Consider the following 13,273-nt stretch of genomic DNA (forward strand, 5'->3'; position numbering starts at 1 on the left):
CGCGGTCGTACAACCGGAAAGACGAGGTATTGAGTGGATTGGATGCGCATCAGTCTGGTGATCCTGGGGATTGTGCTGGTCGCCGGTATCTGGATGGCCCACCGCCTGCGTACGCGCGAGCGTGGGCCGGATCTGGACGACGACACCACCGACTGGAGTGACGACGCGGTTCACATCCGTGCGCAGGACGAACCCGTACCACGCGGGCCACGCGGACACGAGGGGGAATCCGACGATCTGGGGGCCGAGGCGGGCTGGGCCGATCCACTGGAGACCTCCCGCGAGTACACGCGGGATACCGATACGGCCGGTCCCGATGAGGATTTCGACGATGTTCGCATTCCCCAGCGCGAGCGCGCGGAGCCGCATCTGGGCGTGACCTCGGGGGAGGACGACGAAGCCCTGACTCGAGGCGAGCGTCATGCCGACCGTGCACAGGATATCTACGGCGTCCTGGACAACGACGAAGAGCCGGTTCCGCCGCCGCCCCATGGCGCGTTCGAGCCGGATCCGGAGGATGCACCGCGTCGCCGGACCAGGTCCCGTGCGGCGGAAACCGCGAAGGGCGTGATGGACCAGTTGAGTGACCGCATGCGCTCCGGGATCGCCGCGCTGCGTGGCGCTCGTCTGCGTCGCCCGCGCGCCAAGGAGACCCTGGGCGAGGAACTGCACCCGGATCACGAGGTCGACCCCGAGCTGATCGAGGAACCGGCGCCCGACATGGAGACCCTGGGCGAGTATGTGTCCGAACCGCGCGTGGTCGGGCGCAACCCGCTGCGTGGTGGCGCCGGGACCGACGAGAAGATCCTGCTGTTGCATGTGGTCGCCCCGCGCAACCGGCCGTTTACCGGCGTGGCCCTGGCGGCCGCCCTGCAGCGCGGGGGCCTCAAGCCGGGCGCGATGGACATCTACCACTACCACGATGCCGAGATCGACAGCCGCCAGGCGCTGTTCTCCGCCGCGAACATGGTGCCGCCGGGTACGCTGCGCGAGCAGGATCTGGCGGACACGATGACCCCCGGCATCACGTTGTTCGTGCAGGTGCACAACAGCGCCGATCCGCAACGCGCGTTCGAGGCACTGCTGGAGAATGCGCACGGGCTGGCGCGGGATTTGGGCGGCTCCATCCTTGATGCCCAGCAGTCCACCGCCACCAACCAGACGCTCGCCTACATGCGTGAGGATCTGAACGAGTGGCTGATGCGCCACCGCCCGGATCTGCTGCGGCGGCGGAGGGCGCGGTGAGTTCGCTCTCCGCGTCCCGCGAGGGCGCGGCGGGGGAAGCGGGCGCACGGATCGAGCAGCTGCGGCGCCAGATCGAGCACCACAACTACCGCTACTACGTCCTCGACGACCCGGAGGTCTCCGACGCCGAGTTCGACACGCTGATGCGCGAACTCGAACAGCTCGAGGCCGAACACCCTGAACTCGTCTCCCCGGATTCGCCCACCCAGCGTGTCGGCGGTGCCCCCGCCGCCGGTTTCGACACGGTGCGGCATCGGCTGCCGATGCTGTCCCTGGCCAACGGCTTCGAACCCGACGAGATCCGCGACTTCGACCGCCGCGTGCGTGAGCGCCTGGCCAAACAGACTGGAGAGCCGGCCCGCGTCGAGCAGGCGGTCGCTTACATGGCCGAGCCCAAGCTGGACGGGCTGGCGATCAGCCTGACCTACGAGAACGGCCGCCTGGTGCAGGCCGCCACGCGCGGCGACGGCGAGACCGGTGAGGACGTGACCGGCAATGTCCGCACCGTGCGCCCGATCCCGCTGCACCTGGGCGATCGCTACACCGACGATGCGCCCGGCGTGCTGGAGGTGCGCGGCGAGGTGTTCATGCGCCGCTCGGACTTCGAGCGTCTGAACCAGGGCCTGGAGGCCGATGGCCAGCGCGGCTTCATGAACCCGCGCAACGCCGCCGCCGGCAGTCTGCGCCAGCTGGACCCGAAGGTGACGGCGCGGCGCCCCTTGAGCTTTTTCGCCTACTCCGTCGGCCATGTCGAGGGTGGTACGCTGCCGGACACCCAGTCCGGAACGCTGGACTGGCTGCACCAGCTGGGCTTTCCGGTCTGCCTCGAGCGGGCGGTGCTGGAAGGGGTGGAGGGTTGTCTCGCCTACTACGAGCGCCTGGCCGAGCGTCGTCGCGAGCTGGACTACGAGATCGACGGCATCGTCTACAAGGTCGACTCGCTGGAGGACCAGCAGCACCTGGGCTTCGTCTCGCGCGCGCCGCGCTGGGCCATCGCCCACAAGTTCCCGGCCGAGGAGCAGACGACGACCCTGCGCGCCGTCGACTTCCGCGTTGGCCGCACCGGGGCGCTGACCCCGGTCGCGCGGTTGGAGCCGGTACTGGTCGGCGGGGTCACGGTCAGCAACGCCACGCTGCACAACATGGACGAGATCGCGCGCAAGGACATCCGCATCGGCGATCGCGTGATCGTGCGCCGGGCGGGCGACGTAATCCCCGAGGTGGTCGGCCGCGCCGGCGGCGAGCGCCCGCAGGACACCCGCGCGATCGAGATGCCGTCCCGCTGCCCGGAGTGCGACTCGCACATCGAACGCCCGGAGGGCGAGGCCGTCGCGCGCTGCACCGGTGGGCTTGTCTGCCCCGCGCAGCGCCGCGAGGCGCTGAAGCACTTCGTCTCGCGCCGGGCGATGGACATCGAGGGCTTCGGCGAGAAGCTGATCGAACAGCTCGCCGATGGTGGCATCGTACAAAGCCCGGCCGATCTGTTCGCGCTCGACGCCGAGCGCCTGGAGGCCCTGGAGCGGGTCGGCCCCAAGCTCGCCGAGAATCTCGTCAACGCCCTGGAACAGGCGCGCGAGACTACGCTGGCGCGGTTCATCTTCGCCCTCGGCATCCGCGAGGTGGGCGAGGTCACCGCCCGCAACCTGGCCACGTACTACGGCGACCTGGACGCGCTGATGCAGGCCGACGCCGAGGCGCTGCAGGAGGTCCCGGACGTCGGGCCCATTGTCGCCGAACACATCGCCAACTTCTTTGCCGAGCCCCACAACCGCGACGTGATCCAGGCCCTGCGCGACGCCGGCGTCCACTGGCCCGATCCGCCCCGACCACAAGCATCAGAGTCGAGCGACGCGGCCCCGTTGGCCGGCAACACCTACGTCCTCACCGGCAGCTTCGACACCATGACCCGCGAAGAAGCCAAGGCCGCCCTCGAGGCCCGCGGCGCCAAGGTCACCGGCTCCGTCTCCAAAAAGACCACCGCCGTCATCGCCGGCGCCGACCCCGGCTCCAAGGTCACCAAAGCCGAATCCCTTGACATCCCCATCCTCGACCCCGACGACCTTGCCCAGCTCCTCTCCTGATCAGCCCTCCTGTGGGATTGGGTTGGAGGAAGTGGTCTGATGGGGCTGGGTTTGTAGGGTTGGTTTTTGTGGGAGGTGGGTCTGTGGGAGCGGGTTTGCCCGCGAAGCCCCTGCCAGAATCCGCCCGGGGCAGGCGCTTCGCGGGCAAGCCCGCTCCCACAGATTAGATCCCACAGAGCTGCTCTGACAAAACTGCCCCCACAAGGCTCATCCCGGTAGCGCCGAGGATAAGCGACCGCGCGTTTGCTACTCTGACGAAACGACTTGGCCCATCCGGATCGTGATTCGCATGCTTCAGCCGGAACAGATCAGCCGCATCAATGAACTCGCCGCCCGACACCGCTGGCGACTGGTGATCCTGTTCGGGTCCGTAGCCCGGGAAGGGCACGGGCGGGATGTGGATCTGGCCGTCGAACCGCAGGCGATGCCGGACCTGATGACGCAGGGACGGTGGCAACGGGAACTGGAAGAAATCTTCGAACCCGTCCCGGTCGATCTTCTGCTCCTTTCGGACCGTACGTCGCCGGTCACCCGCTTCGAGGTTTTCCGCGATGGTGAATGCCTGTTCGAGGAGCGAGAGGGACGATTCCACGCGGAGCAGGACCGCGCGTTTTTTTCCTGCACGCGGATTCCGTCCTGTTTCAGCGCCACATAACAGAGGATTCGGATGTCGCCTGATACTTCCGAGGTGATGCAGCGCAAGTTGTCGATGCTGCGCCAGTTCCTGTCGGATCTTGAGCACTATGGCGCGATGGATCCACGCGAGCAGCGCCGCGATGGCTATCGCCTCGCCGCGACCCAGGGAAACACTGATCAATGTACACACTCGCGTTGGCACCCCAGGTTTTCCGAGACTAGGCGCGGTGCACGGCCGGTAGTGGTTCTACCGGCAAGGGCCGCAACGCAGGATCGGGGAACCTGGGGTGCCAACCCCGGAGGGGCTCGGCCTCTTTTGCGCGGGAACGGCGTTGCGGTTCCCTTGTGCAGAATGACTGCACGGCAGTCACCACGCCTTGTTCTCACGCAAAAGCGACTCGAGCGCGAGCGTGTACATTGATCAGTGTTTCCCTAGCGCGACGTTTTCGAGGCCCTTCGTGATCGACTCGATCTTGGCGAGACGGTTTGTGAGTGTGCATTGTGGGAGCGGGCTTGCCCGCGAAGCCCCTGCCAGAGCCGGCCCGGGGCAGGGGCTTCGCGGGCAAGCCCGCTCCCACACAAGTGTGGGGCAGTGGAAAGGTTATAGCGGTAACAATTACGGGAGGTTCGAATGCCACGGAAGGCACGATCCCACCGGCTGCGGTTCGGGCGCGTCAGCGAGCACGGGAGGGTTTACCTGGTCACGGCGGTTTGCGCCGACCGGCAGGCCTGGTTTTCGCGGTTTGAGCATGGGCGCTGTTGTGTCCATGCGATACGTGAGCTGGAAGGCGAGGCGAATACGCTTTGCTTCGTGGTTATGCCGGATCACATGCACTGGCTGATGCAATTGGAAGCTGGAGACCTCTCCCGCGTTGTGCAGAAGGTGAAGGGTTCCACGACTCGGCGAATCGGGCAGTTGCGTGGCCGACCGTGTAAGGTTTGGCAGCCGGGTTTTCACGACCGTGCTTTGCGCCGGGAGGAGGACCTCCAGGCCGTGGCTCGGTATGTGGTGGCCAACCCTCTGCGGGCTGGGCTGGTGAGCAACCTGCGCCACTATCCGCTGTGGGATGCGATCTGGTTGTAGGGTTTCGATAAGGGCTTCGCGGGCAAGCCCGCTCCCACAGCCAGGTCAATCCTGGGCGGCTTGAGTGGGTGTGGGAGCGGGCTTGCCCGCGAAGCCCCTGCCAGCGCGAACAATGGCAACACCCAGCTCCACGAGCCCAGCCCATCACCAGGAGTGCATTTTCATCAGGGGTTGCTTATGCTTCGTCCGCCGCCATGGGGTGCGGCGGGCGCCAGGGACCGGCACTTGATGTAGTGTGGTCGGGCAGGGTTTTGTCTACAGGGTTTTGGGCCAGGATCAGGATGCCGGACGGGCACAACACACCATGCTGAACCGTGGGCTGGAACGTCTGCTGAGGCTGTCGCGCGGCAAGAAGCGTTGGCTGATGGTTGCCGCGGACGCGGTGATGCTGCCGTTGGCGCTGTGGTCGGGCTTCATGATTCGGCTGGCCGAGCCGGTCCCCGAGATCATGCAGGAGACCTGGTGGCTGTTCCCGCTGGTCGTGCTGGTCGGGATCCCGGTCTTTGTCCGCCTTGGGCTTTATCGCGCGGTTGTGCGTTTCATGGGGACGCGTGCGATCTGGGCGGTCGGTACCGGCGTCGTGCTCTTGGCGCTGGTGCTGTGGGCAGCCGTAGCGCTGGCACAGGTCGATAATTTCCCGCGCTCGGTGCCGATCAATTTCGCGATCGTCGCGTTCATCTATGTGGGCGGCAGCCGGTTCCTCGTACGCGCGCTCTATCATTCGATGCTGGCCACCGATCCGGGTGTTGAACCCGTCGTGATCTATGGTGCGGGCGAGGCGGGCGTCCAGCTGCTGTCGGGCTTGAAATCGGGTGGGCGCTTTCGCGTGGTCGCATTCGTCGACGACGACCGGACGCTTCAAGGCAGCTCCATCGACGGCATTCGGGTGCGCGATCCGTCCGCGCTAAAAGGCCTGATCAAACGCTACGGTCTGCGCCGACTGCTGTTGGCAATCCCCTCCGCCAGTCGGGCGGATCGACGCGCCATCCTGGAACGGCTGGAAGGCTATCCGCTGTATATTCAGACCGTACCGTCCATGGATGCGGTCGTATCCGGCCAGGCGCGGCTCGACGAACTGGAAGACATCGATATCGCCGACCTGCTCGGACGCGATCCGGTTTCCCCGGGTCGCGAGCTTCTCAAGCGCAGCATTGAAGACCGAGTCGTGATGGTTACCGGTGCGGGCGGGTCGATTGGTGCGGAGCTTTGTCGCCGGATTCTGCGCCTGAAGCCGCGCCTGCTCGTGCTCTACGAGCGCAACGAGTTCTCGCTGTATCGCATCGAGCGCGACCTGGAGGTGCTGGCGGACCAGAAGGGGCTGGAGGTGCCCGTGGTGGCCCTGCTGGGTTCAGTTGCGAACCCGCGCCGCGTGAGGAGTGTGCTCAAGGAATACGGCGTACAGACGCTTTACCACGCGGCGGCGTACAAACACGTCCCGATCGTGGAGGCCAACCTGATCGAGGGCGTTCGCAACAACGTCTTCGGTACCGCGATCCTCGCGGACGCTGCGATGGAGGCCGGTGTCGAACGCTTCATCCTGATCAGCACGGACAAGGCCGTACGCCCGACCAATGTCATGGGCGCCACCAAACGCCTGGCGGAGATGCTCCTGCAGGACCGCGCGCGCCAGAACCCGCCGACCATCTTCAGTATGGTGCGCTTCGGTAATGTGCTGGGCTCGTCCGGCTCCGTGGTCCCGCTGTTCCACCAGCAGATCCGCGACGGCGGGCCCGTCACCGTGACGCATCCGGAGATCACCCGCTATTTCATGTCCATCCCGGAGGCTGCAGAACTCGTCATCCAGGCGGGGGCGATGGCCGAGGGGGGAGAGGTATTCGTGCTGGACATGGGCGAGCCGATTCGGATTGTCGACCTGGCCCACCGGATGATTCGCCTGCATGGCCGCCAGGTGAAAGAAGATGGAGAACCCGAGGACGGGATCGAGGTTGCCTTTACCGGCTTGCGTCCGGGCGAGAAGCTCTTCGAAGAACTGCTCATTGGCGACAACGTCGTCGGCACATCGCATCCCAAGATCATGCGGGCACACGAATCGTGTGTGGACTCCGGCGAAGTCCGGTACGCGCTGGACACCCTTGATCAAGCCGAGCGTGACATGAATACCGAAATCGCCTGCCAGGTACTCAAGCGTGTGGTTGTGGAGTACCAGCCCATTCCCGCAGGGCACGAACCGCAGTAGGCGTGCAATTCTGATGTGAATTGGCGGAAATGTGCGCGGGGTTCGCCGATAAGGCGAGCCACCGCGAATCCTGAGCACCCGTTCCTCACGAGCGGACCCGCGCTTGTGTATTCTTCGCCCCAACGTCATAACACCCCCTGTAGGAGCCGCCTTGGTGGCGGAAAAGCGCCTGCCAGAGGCTGGCGCGGGCAGGGGCTTCGCCTGCCAGTAAGCGCCTGCGGGCGTTGGGGTACACATCAACACTGAACAACCGAGGGCCCAGGGATGAAAATCGCAGTCGCCGGAACCGGATATGTCGGGCTTTCCAATGCCGTCCTGCTTGCGCAGAACCACGAGGTCGTTGCGCTCGACGTGGTGCCGGAAAAGGTCGAGCAGATCAACCGTCGGCAGTCCCCGATCATCGACGCGGAGATTCAGGATTTCCTCGAGAACCGCGAGTTGAACCTCAAGGCCACGCTGGACAAGCAGGAGGCCTACGAAGGTGCGGATTTCGTGGTGATCGCGACACCCACGGACTATGACCCGCAGACCAACTATTTCAACACCAGCACGGTGGAGTCGGTCATCCGCGACGTAACCGAGATCAATCCGCAAGCGGTGATGGTGATCAAGTCCACCGTTCCGGTCGGTTACACGCGCGATATCAAGGCGCAGATGGAGACCGACAACATTCTGTTCTCGCCGGAGTTCCTGCGTGAGGGGCGTGCGTTGTACGACAACCTGCACCCGTCGCGCATCATCGTGGGCGAGCAATCCGAGCGTGCCGAGACCTTCGCCAGACTTCTGGCCGAGGGCGCCATGGCCAGGGATGTCCCGATCCTGTTTACCAGCCCTACCGAGGCCGAGGCGATCAAGCTGTTCGCCAACACCTATCTGGCCATGCGGGTGGCGTATTTCAACGAGCTGGACACCTACGCCGAGACCCATGGCCTGGATACCCGCCAGATCATCGACGGCGTATGCCTGGACCCGCGCATCGGCAGCCACTACAACAACCCGTCCTTCGGCTACGGCGGCTACTGCCTGCCGAAGGACACCAAGCAGCTCTTGGCCAACTACGACGAAGTCCCCAACAACATCATCGCCGCCATTGTGGACGCCAACCGTACCCGCAAGGACTTCGTGGCCGACGCGATCATCCGTCGTAACCCCAAGATCGTCGGTGTCTACCGCCTGGTGATGAAGAGCGGCTCCGACAACTTCCGCGCCTCCGCCATCCAGGGCGTGATGAAGCGCGTCAAGGCCAAGGGCATCGAGGTCGTCGTCTACGAGCCGGAGCTCCCGGACGAGGAGTTCTACCGCTCCCGCGTCATCCGCGACCTCGAAGAGTTCAAGCGCATCAGTGACGTAATCGTCGCCAACCGCATCACCGACGACATCCGCGACCAGGCCGACAAGATCTACACCCGCGACCTCTTCAACAACGACTGACCCATCGCTAGGCCGCAACCCGTGTAGGAGGCCAGCCCCCTGGCCGATCGGATGTTGGACAGGCCCCATCGGCCAGAGGGCTGCCTCCTACAGGAGCGCAGCCCCCTGCGCGATGCGGCGCTGGCTATGCCTCAATCGGCCAGGGGGCTGGCCTCCTACGGAAGATTTGACGGAAGGCAATGGAATGCATTCCCAGAGATTTGAACGACGGGTGACCGTAACTCGCCACGCGCAAGAACGAATGAAGCAGCGCGGTATCTCCGAAGTCGACCTTATTGAATTGCTCGAAGGCGGCGACTTGCGTTACAAGGACGAGATACGGCTTTGGGTGGCGAAACACTTCGAGGGGCGGTCCGATAATCTCATCTGTGCAGCCGTGATCCTTGAGAAGCATTTGGTGGTCAAAACCGTTATGCACCACTTTGACTGGGGAGGGTGACGATGCGCACCACATATGACGAAGCGGATGACGTTCTCGTGCTCCACCTCTCGGACAAGCCGATCACGCGTGAATGCTCGCAGGACTGGAATACCCATGTGAGCTACGCAGAAGACGGAACGATCGTCGAAGTCGTGATCCTGGAAGCATCCAAACAGGGTGCATGGCCGCTCCTGCGATCCAGAGCCGCTTGATTCCCGTAACCCAGAGGGGCCAACCTCACCTGTAGGAGGCCAGCCCTCTGGCCGATTGGGGCCTGTCCAACATCCGATCGGCCAGAGGGCTGGCCTCCTACGATGGGTCCCGGGCATCCTGTAGGAGCGCAGCCCCCTGCGCGATAGGAAGCCAGACAAATCCCCAACGGCTTCAATCTGGCTTACCGCCAGCCGAAGACTACCAGGCCTCGCCGCCGCCCCTTGGGGAACAAAACAACCAGCACAACGGGAGCGATGCCATGGACGGCAAACCTCACGCTCAGGCCCTGCGCCGTGGCCGCTATTCCGAGCCAGGGCGTATCTACCTCATCACCACTGTCACGCGGGATCGCACACCGGTGTTCCGCGACTTTGTCGCCGCTCGCGCGCTGGTCGCCACGCTGCGCCACGCGCAATCGCTCGGGCATTCGGACACGCTGGCCTATGTGGTCATGCCGGATCATCTGCACTGGCTGATGACGCTTGGAAACAGTATGTCCCTGTCTACCGTCGTGCGGTCGGTCAAGGCGGTCACCGCCCGCAGGCTCGGGCGGGCCCTCTGGCAGCCCGGCTTCCACGATCACGCGGTACGCCGCGAAGAAGACCTGGCGTCGCTGGCACGTTACATCGCCGCCAATCCCCTGCGTGCCGGTCTGGTGCGCAAGCTGGGTGATTATCCGCACTGGGATGCGATCTGGCTTTGATCGGGGGTTGAGCAGAACGCCCATCGGCCAGAGGGCTGGCCTCCTACATGATCTTGGGGCATTTCCTTCTGTAGGAGCGCAGCCCTCTGCGCGATGGGGTGTTGGTGATGCCCCAATCGGCCAGGGGGCTGGCCTCCTGCGCGGGTTGCGGCGCCTAACCACGTCTTTGCCCCCCGTTCGCGGCGAAGCGAAGAGCCGGGCTCTTTGGGGAAAGAGCAAGCGGTCGAGTTCGTCCTGGATGTAAATGAACCCGTGCCGTACAATTCCATTGAACTTGCCATACACGCCGGGAGGTGATCGCGTGGAACACGAAACCACCAAGGTGACCGTGCGCCTGCCCAAGCAGGATGTGGAGTTCGCGAAGGCCTATGCCAAGGCGCACGGTATGAGTATGACCGAGGTGATTGATCGCCATCTGCGTCGCCTTCGCGCTCTGGAGCGTCATACGCCAAGTGCCGAGCTGGAAGCCATCACCGGCCTGATCCCCCCTGATGTGGATGCCGAGAAGGCCTATCACGACCACCTGCGCGACAAGCATCAATCGTGATCATGCTCGATCTGAACGTCCTGCTGGACGTTCTGCAAAAGCGCGAGCCGCACTATCGTGTTTCGGCGGCAGTTCTGGAACAAGTGCTACAGGGCGAAGACGAGGGTGCAATCAGCGCACACGCGGCGACCACGGTGCACTACCTGGTTGCACGGTATGCGGATCGCACGTCCGCTGATCGGGCCTTAAGCTGGCTGCTCCAGCATTTGCACGTATGCGCGGTGGGACGCGCAGAACTCGAACGAGCCCGGTCACTCGGTTGGACGGATTTCGAAGATGCCGTGGTGGCCGCCACTGCCGAGCGCGCGGGTTGCACGTCCATCATCACGCGCAACGTGAAGGATTTCGCCGGTTCGCCTGTGCCCGCGCTGACACCGCAGGAGTTTCTGCTCCGCTAACCAACGTTTTCTGGGCTTTCGACGGGCCCGATCGGCCAGGGGGCTGGCCTCCTACGGGGTGCTATAATCGGTACTCCAGTCAGTACCGGAGGGTGTATGGAGAACGTGATTTCGGCGCAGGAGATCAAGCGGCGCGGCATTAGCGCGGTGGATCGGGCGTTGGAGAAGGGGCCGGTCCACGTGATCCAGCGCAATCGTCCACGTTACGTGATCCTGAGCGAGGAGTCGTACCAGCGTTTGGCCGAGGGCGCCGAGGCCAGGGGGCGGTTGTGGCACCGATTGCTGGAAGACGATGCAACGCCCGCCGCACCCCGAAGCCGGGCGGACCTGGACCGTGAATTGCAAGCCGAACGCGAAGGCTGGTCCGATTGATGCTGGCGTTTCTGGATGCCAGTGCCATCATCTACCTCCTGGAGGGTGATACCCGTACCCGAGAGTCGGTCCGACAGGTACTCAGAAATCTGGAGCAGAGCGACGGCCCTCCGGCGCTGGCGGTGTCCGCCTTGAGTCGTCTGGAATGCCGCGTACGCCCGCTACGCGAATCGAACACCCGGGTTCTTGAACACCTGGATGTGTTTTTCGGTGACCCGGGGTTGTCGGTCGTTGCGCTGGATACGGCCGTTCTGGACAAAGCGACGGAACTGCGTGCTCACCATGGACTGCGCACACCCGACGCCATCCAGGCCGCGTCTCTGCTCGCGGCCGACCCGGAAGGCGCATTCGTGACGGGCGATGGCGACTTTCAAAAGGTACCGGGCCTGCGCGTGCACCGCATTCCACGGTGACCCGGAAACTCCCGCACGGCGTCATCTGGCCGAAACGGTAGGAGCGCAGCCCTCTGCGCGATGCGAGGGCACATACATCGGTCTCCGCTTTTACCTTCCGTTGGGCCGGTAATTCACGGCTGGCGTATAATCGACAATATGCGTCTTAGTTCCCAGCACGTAAAAGCGATCCGCGAGGTGGTTCGCAGCGAATGCGGTGCCAGTGCCCGTGTTCGGCTGTTTGGCTCGCGTCTGGACGATACGCGGCGAGGCGGCGATGTCGACGTGTTGGTCGAGCTGGAGGAACCCGTCGAGCGCCCGGCGGTTCTTTCAGCGCGTCTCTCGGCCATGATCAGCCGCCGTCTCCAGGGGCGTGCAGTGGACGTTGTCCTCTCCGCCCCGAACATCACGCGGAGCCCGGTTCATAACACCGCCGAAAAAGAAGGGCGACTTCTATGAAGATCGGGCCTGAACAATTAGAACGTCTGCGGTTTCTCGCTCGTGTAGTCCAACGTGAACAACAGCATCTTCTGACCACCGACGAGCGCGTATTCAACCTGCCGTTCACCGCAGCGCGTGCGCGCGATCTCGCCGAGAACGTAGACGAGGCTGAACGAGTGGAAGCCTTCGTGAGCCGATTTGGTCGCCTGCAGGATACGCTGGGGGATAAGCTGCTCCCGCTCTACCTCGAAGCCCTGGGAGAACACCTGGGCGCCGCTATCGACAACCTCGACCGAGCCGAGAAGCTGGGGCTCATTCCCTCGAGCGACGACTGGTTGGCCATGCGAAAACTGCGCAACCAGATGGTGCATGAATATATCGAGGACTCGGCCACCCTGGCCGATGCCCTGCAGGCCGGACATGAATTCGTGCCCACGTTGACGGCCGTCGTTAAGGCATTCCTGAACGATATGCGCACCCGAGGCTGGCTAACTGCGTAGGAGCCCAGCCCCGAAGGCGTTGGGGCGTATCCAGAGCCCTATCGGCCAGAGGGCTGGCCTCCTACATCTGCGGTGGCTCCGAGACCTGTGGGAGCCGAGCCCCCTGCGCGATGGGGTGCTGGTGATGCCCCATCGGCCAGGGGGCTGGCCTCCTACGGGGCGTTGGCTTGCGGCGGGGTATGGTGCGTGGTCCAATGTGCGCTCAACGCGTGAACGCAGTCGCCGCTGGGCGGCTTTGGGCCGGCAGGTTGATCAACGACGATACCCAGTACCAGGTACTTCGCCTGCTGGAGGCGGACCCCGAGATGAGCCAGCGTCAGATCGCGCGGGCGCTGGGGCTCTCCGTTGGCAAGACCCATTACGCGCTGAAGGCCCTGCTGGATCGTGGCTGGGTAAAGACACAGAACTTTCGCCGATCCGACAATCGCTCCGCCTACCTGTACAAGCTGACCCCAGGCGGTCTGCAGGAAAAGGCACGCCTGGCGTACCACCTGCTCAAGCGCAAACGCGTCGAGCACGAGGCGCTGATGACCGAGATCGAACAGCTACGCACGGACATCCAGCAGGATGGCGAATCCCCCCTGTAGGAGCGCAGCCCCCTGCGCGATGGGG

The 13,273-nt window shown here is 64.3% G+C and carries 15 protein-coding genes and 1 pseudogene; all 16 read left to right on the forward strand.

The window, feature by feature from the left end; genetic code table 11:
- Positions 1 to 42 precede the first annotated feature (42 nt).
- The 16 genes and pseudogenes from G372_RS0105410 to G372_RS0105475 all read left to right on the forward strand — a co-directional run bounded on the left by G372_RS0105410 (position 43) and on the right by G372_RS0105475 (position 13,248).
- On the forward strand, positions 43 to 1,245 hold the full coding sequence (locus tag G372_RS0105410) for a cell division protein ZipA (RefSeq protein ID WP_019624444.1): 1,203 nt from the start codon (positions 43 to 45) through the stop codon (positions 1,243 to 1,245).
- Complete coding sequence (gene ligA / locus G372_RS0105415) at positions 1,242 to 3,326, forward strand: NAD-dependent DNA ligase LigA (RefSeq protein WP_019624443.1); 2,085 nt, start codon at positions 1,242 to 1,244, stop codon at positions 3,324 to 3,326. The genes G372_RS0105410 and ligA overlap by 4 nt, the downstream gene beginning before the upstream one ends.
- Before the next feature lie 289 nt (positions 3,327 to 3,615).
- Positions 3,616 to 4,004: pseudogene (locus tag G372_RS0105420) on the forward strand (nucleotidyltransferase family protein).
- A 589-nt stretch (positions 4,005 to 4,593) separates the two neighbouring features.
- Positions 4,594 to 5,046, forward strand: a complete 453-nt coding sequence (locus G372_RS0105425) for an REP-associated tyrosine transposase (protein ID WP_019624441.1) — start codon at positions 4,594 to 4,596, stop codon at positions 5,044 to 5,046.
- Between the two features lie 304 nt (positions 5,047 to 5,350).
- Positions 5,351 to 7,243, forward strand: a complete 1,893-nt coding sequence (locus tag G372_RS0105430) for a polysaccharide biosynthesis protein (protein ID WP_019624440.1) — start codon at positions 5,351 to 5,353, stop codon at positions 7,241 to 7,243.
- A gap of 264 nt (positions 7,244 to 7,507) precedes the next feature.
- Positions 7,508 to 8,674 (forward strand): nucleotide sugar dehydrogenase, encoded by a 1,167-nt coding sequence (locus tag G372_RS0105435; protein ID WP_019624439.1) that lies wholly within the window; start codon positions 7,508 to 7,510, stop codon positions 8,672 to 8,674.
- Between the two features lie 184 nt (positions 8,675 to 8,858).
- On the forward strand, positions 8,859 to 9,113 hold the full coding sequence (locus G372_RS0105440) for a DUF4258 domain-containing protein (RefSeq protein ID WP_081621282.1): 255 nt from the start codon (positions 8,859 to 8,861) through the stop codon (positions 9,111 to 9,113).
- 2 nt (positions 9,114 to 9,115) lie between these two features.
- Positions 9,116 to 9,307: a DUF2283 domain-containing protein gene (locus tag G372_RS13495; RefSeq protein WP_018865174.1), complete on the forward strand. Its 192-nt coding sequence runs from the start codon at positions 9,116 to 9,118 to the stop codon at positions 9,305 to 9,307.
- A 260-nt stretch (positions 9,308 to 9,567) separates the two neighbouring features.
- Entirely contained in the window at positions 9,568 to 10,011 is a 444-nt protein-coding gene (locus G372_RS0105445) for an REP-associated tyrosine transposase (protein WP_019624437.1), read from the forward strand.
- A 301-nt stretch (positions 10,012 to 10,312) separates the two neighbouring features.
- Positions 10,313 to 10,558, forward strand: coding sequence for a DUF6364 family protein (locus tag G372_RS0105450; RefSeq protein WP_019024019.1), 246 nt, complete (start codon positions 10,313 to 10,315; stop codon positions 10,556 to 10,558).
- Complete coding sequence (locus G372_RS0105455; protein ID WP_019624436.1) at positions 10,555 to 10,956, forward strand: type II toxin-antitoxin system VapC family toxin; 402 nt, start codon at positions 10,555 to 10,557, stop codon at positions 10,954 to 10,956. Before G372_RS0105450 ends, G372_RS0105455 begins: the two co-directional genes overlap by 4 nt.
- Positions 10,957 to 11,052: 96 nt before the next feature.
- On the forward strand, positions 11,053 to 11,328 hold the full coding sequence (locus G372_RS0105460) for a type II toxin-antitoxin system Phd/YefM family antitoxin (RefSeq protein WP_019624435.1): 276 nt from the start codon (positions 11,053 to 11,055) through the stop codon (positions 11,326 to 11,328).
- Positions 11,328 to 11,741, forward strand: coding sequence for a type II toxin-antitoxin system VapC family toxin (locus G372_RS0105465; protein ID WP_019624434.1), 414 nt, complete (start codon positions 11,328 to 11,330; stop codon positions 11,739 to 11,741). Before G372_RS0105460 ends, G372_RS0105465 begins: the two co-directional genes overlap by 1 nt.
- A gap of 138 nt (positions 11,742 to 11,879) precedes the next feature.
- Positions 11,880 to 12,179, forward strand: a complete 300-nt coding sequence (locus G372_RS13870; protein WP_081621281.1) for a nucleotidyltransferase domain-containing protein — start codon at positions 11,880 to 11,882, stop codon at positions 12,177 to 12,179.
- On the forward strand, positions 12,176 to 12,661 hold the full coding sequence (locus G372_RS13875; protein WP_081621280.1) for a hypothetical protein: 486 nt from the start codon (positions 12,176 to 12,178) through the stop codon (positions 12,659 to 12,661). The genes G372_RS13870 and G372_RS13875 overlap by 4 nt, the downstream gene beginning before the upstream one ends.
- 248 nt (positions 12,662 to 12,909) lie before the next feature.
- Positions 12,910 to 13,248 (forward strand): MarR family EPS-associated transcriptional regulator, encoded by a 339-nt coding sequence (locus G372_RS0105475; RefSeq protein WP_019624432.1) that lies wholly within the window; start codon positions 12,910 to 12,912, stop codon positions 13,246 to 13,248.
- Positions 13,249 to 13,273 lie beyond the last annotated feature (25 nt).

Source organism: Thioalkalivibrio thiocyanoxidans ARh2 (genome assembly GCF_000385215.1).
In the GTDB taxonomy this organism is placed as follows: Bacteria; Pseudomonadota; Gammaproteobacteria; order Ectothiorhodospirales; family Ectothiorhodospiraceae; genus Thioalkalivibrio; species Thioalkalivibrio thiocyanoxidans.

Excerpts from the sequence above, each read along its gene's own strand:
- G372_RS0105440 (WP_081621282.1), top strand. The coding sequence starts at position 8,859 with ATGCATTCCCAGAGATTTGAACGACGGGTGACCGTAACTCGCCACGCG.
- G372_RS0105460 (WP_019624435.1), top strand. The coding sequence starts at position 11,053 with ATGGAGAACGTGATTTCGGCGCAGGAGATCAAGCGGCGCGGCATTAGC.
- G372_RS13870 (WP_081621281.1), top strand. The coding sequence starts at position 11,880 with ATGCGTCTTAGTTCCCAGCACGTAAAAGCGATCCGCGAGGTGGTTCGC.
- G372_RS0105410 (WP_019624444.1), top strand. The coding sequence starts at position 43 with ATGCGCATCAGTCTGGTGATCCTGGGGATTGTGCTGGTCGCCGGTATC.
- G372_RS0105435 (WP_019624439.1), top strand. The coding sequence starts at position 7,508 with ATGAAAATCGCAGTCGCCGGAACCGGATATGTCGGGCTTTCCAATGCC.
- G372_RS0105430 (WP_019624440.1), top strand. The coding sequence starts at position 5,351 with ATGCTGAACCGTGGGCTGGAACGTCTGCTGAGGCTGTCGCGCGGCAAG.
- G372_RS0105445 (WP_019624437.1), top strand. The coding sequence starts at position 9,568 with ATGGACGGCAAACCTCACGCTCAGGCCCTGCGCCGTGGCCGCTATTCC.
- G372_RS0105425 (WP_019624441.1), top strand. The coding sequence starts at position 4,594 with ATGCCACGGAAGGCACGATCCCACCGGCTGCGGTTCGGGCGCGTCAGC.
- G372_RS0105465 (WP_019624434.1), top strand. The coding sequence starts at position 11,328 with ATGCTGGCGTTTCTGGATGCCAGTGCCATCATCTACCTCCTGGAGGGT.
- G372_RS13875 (WP_081621280.1), top strand. The coding sequence starts at position 12,176 with ATGAAGATCGGGCCTGAACAATTAGAACGTCTGCGGTTTCTCGCTCGT.
- G372_RS13495 (WP_018865174.1), top strand. The coding sequence starts at position 9,116 with ATGCGCACCACATATGACGAAGCGGATGACGTTCTCGTGCTCCACCTC.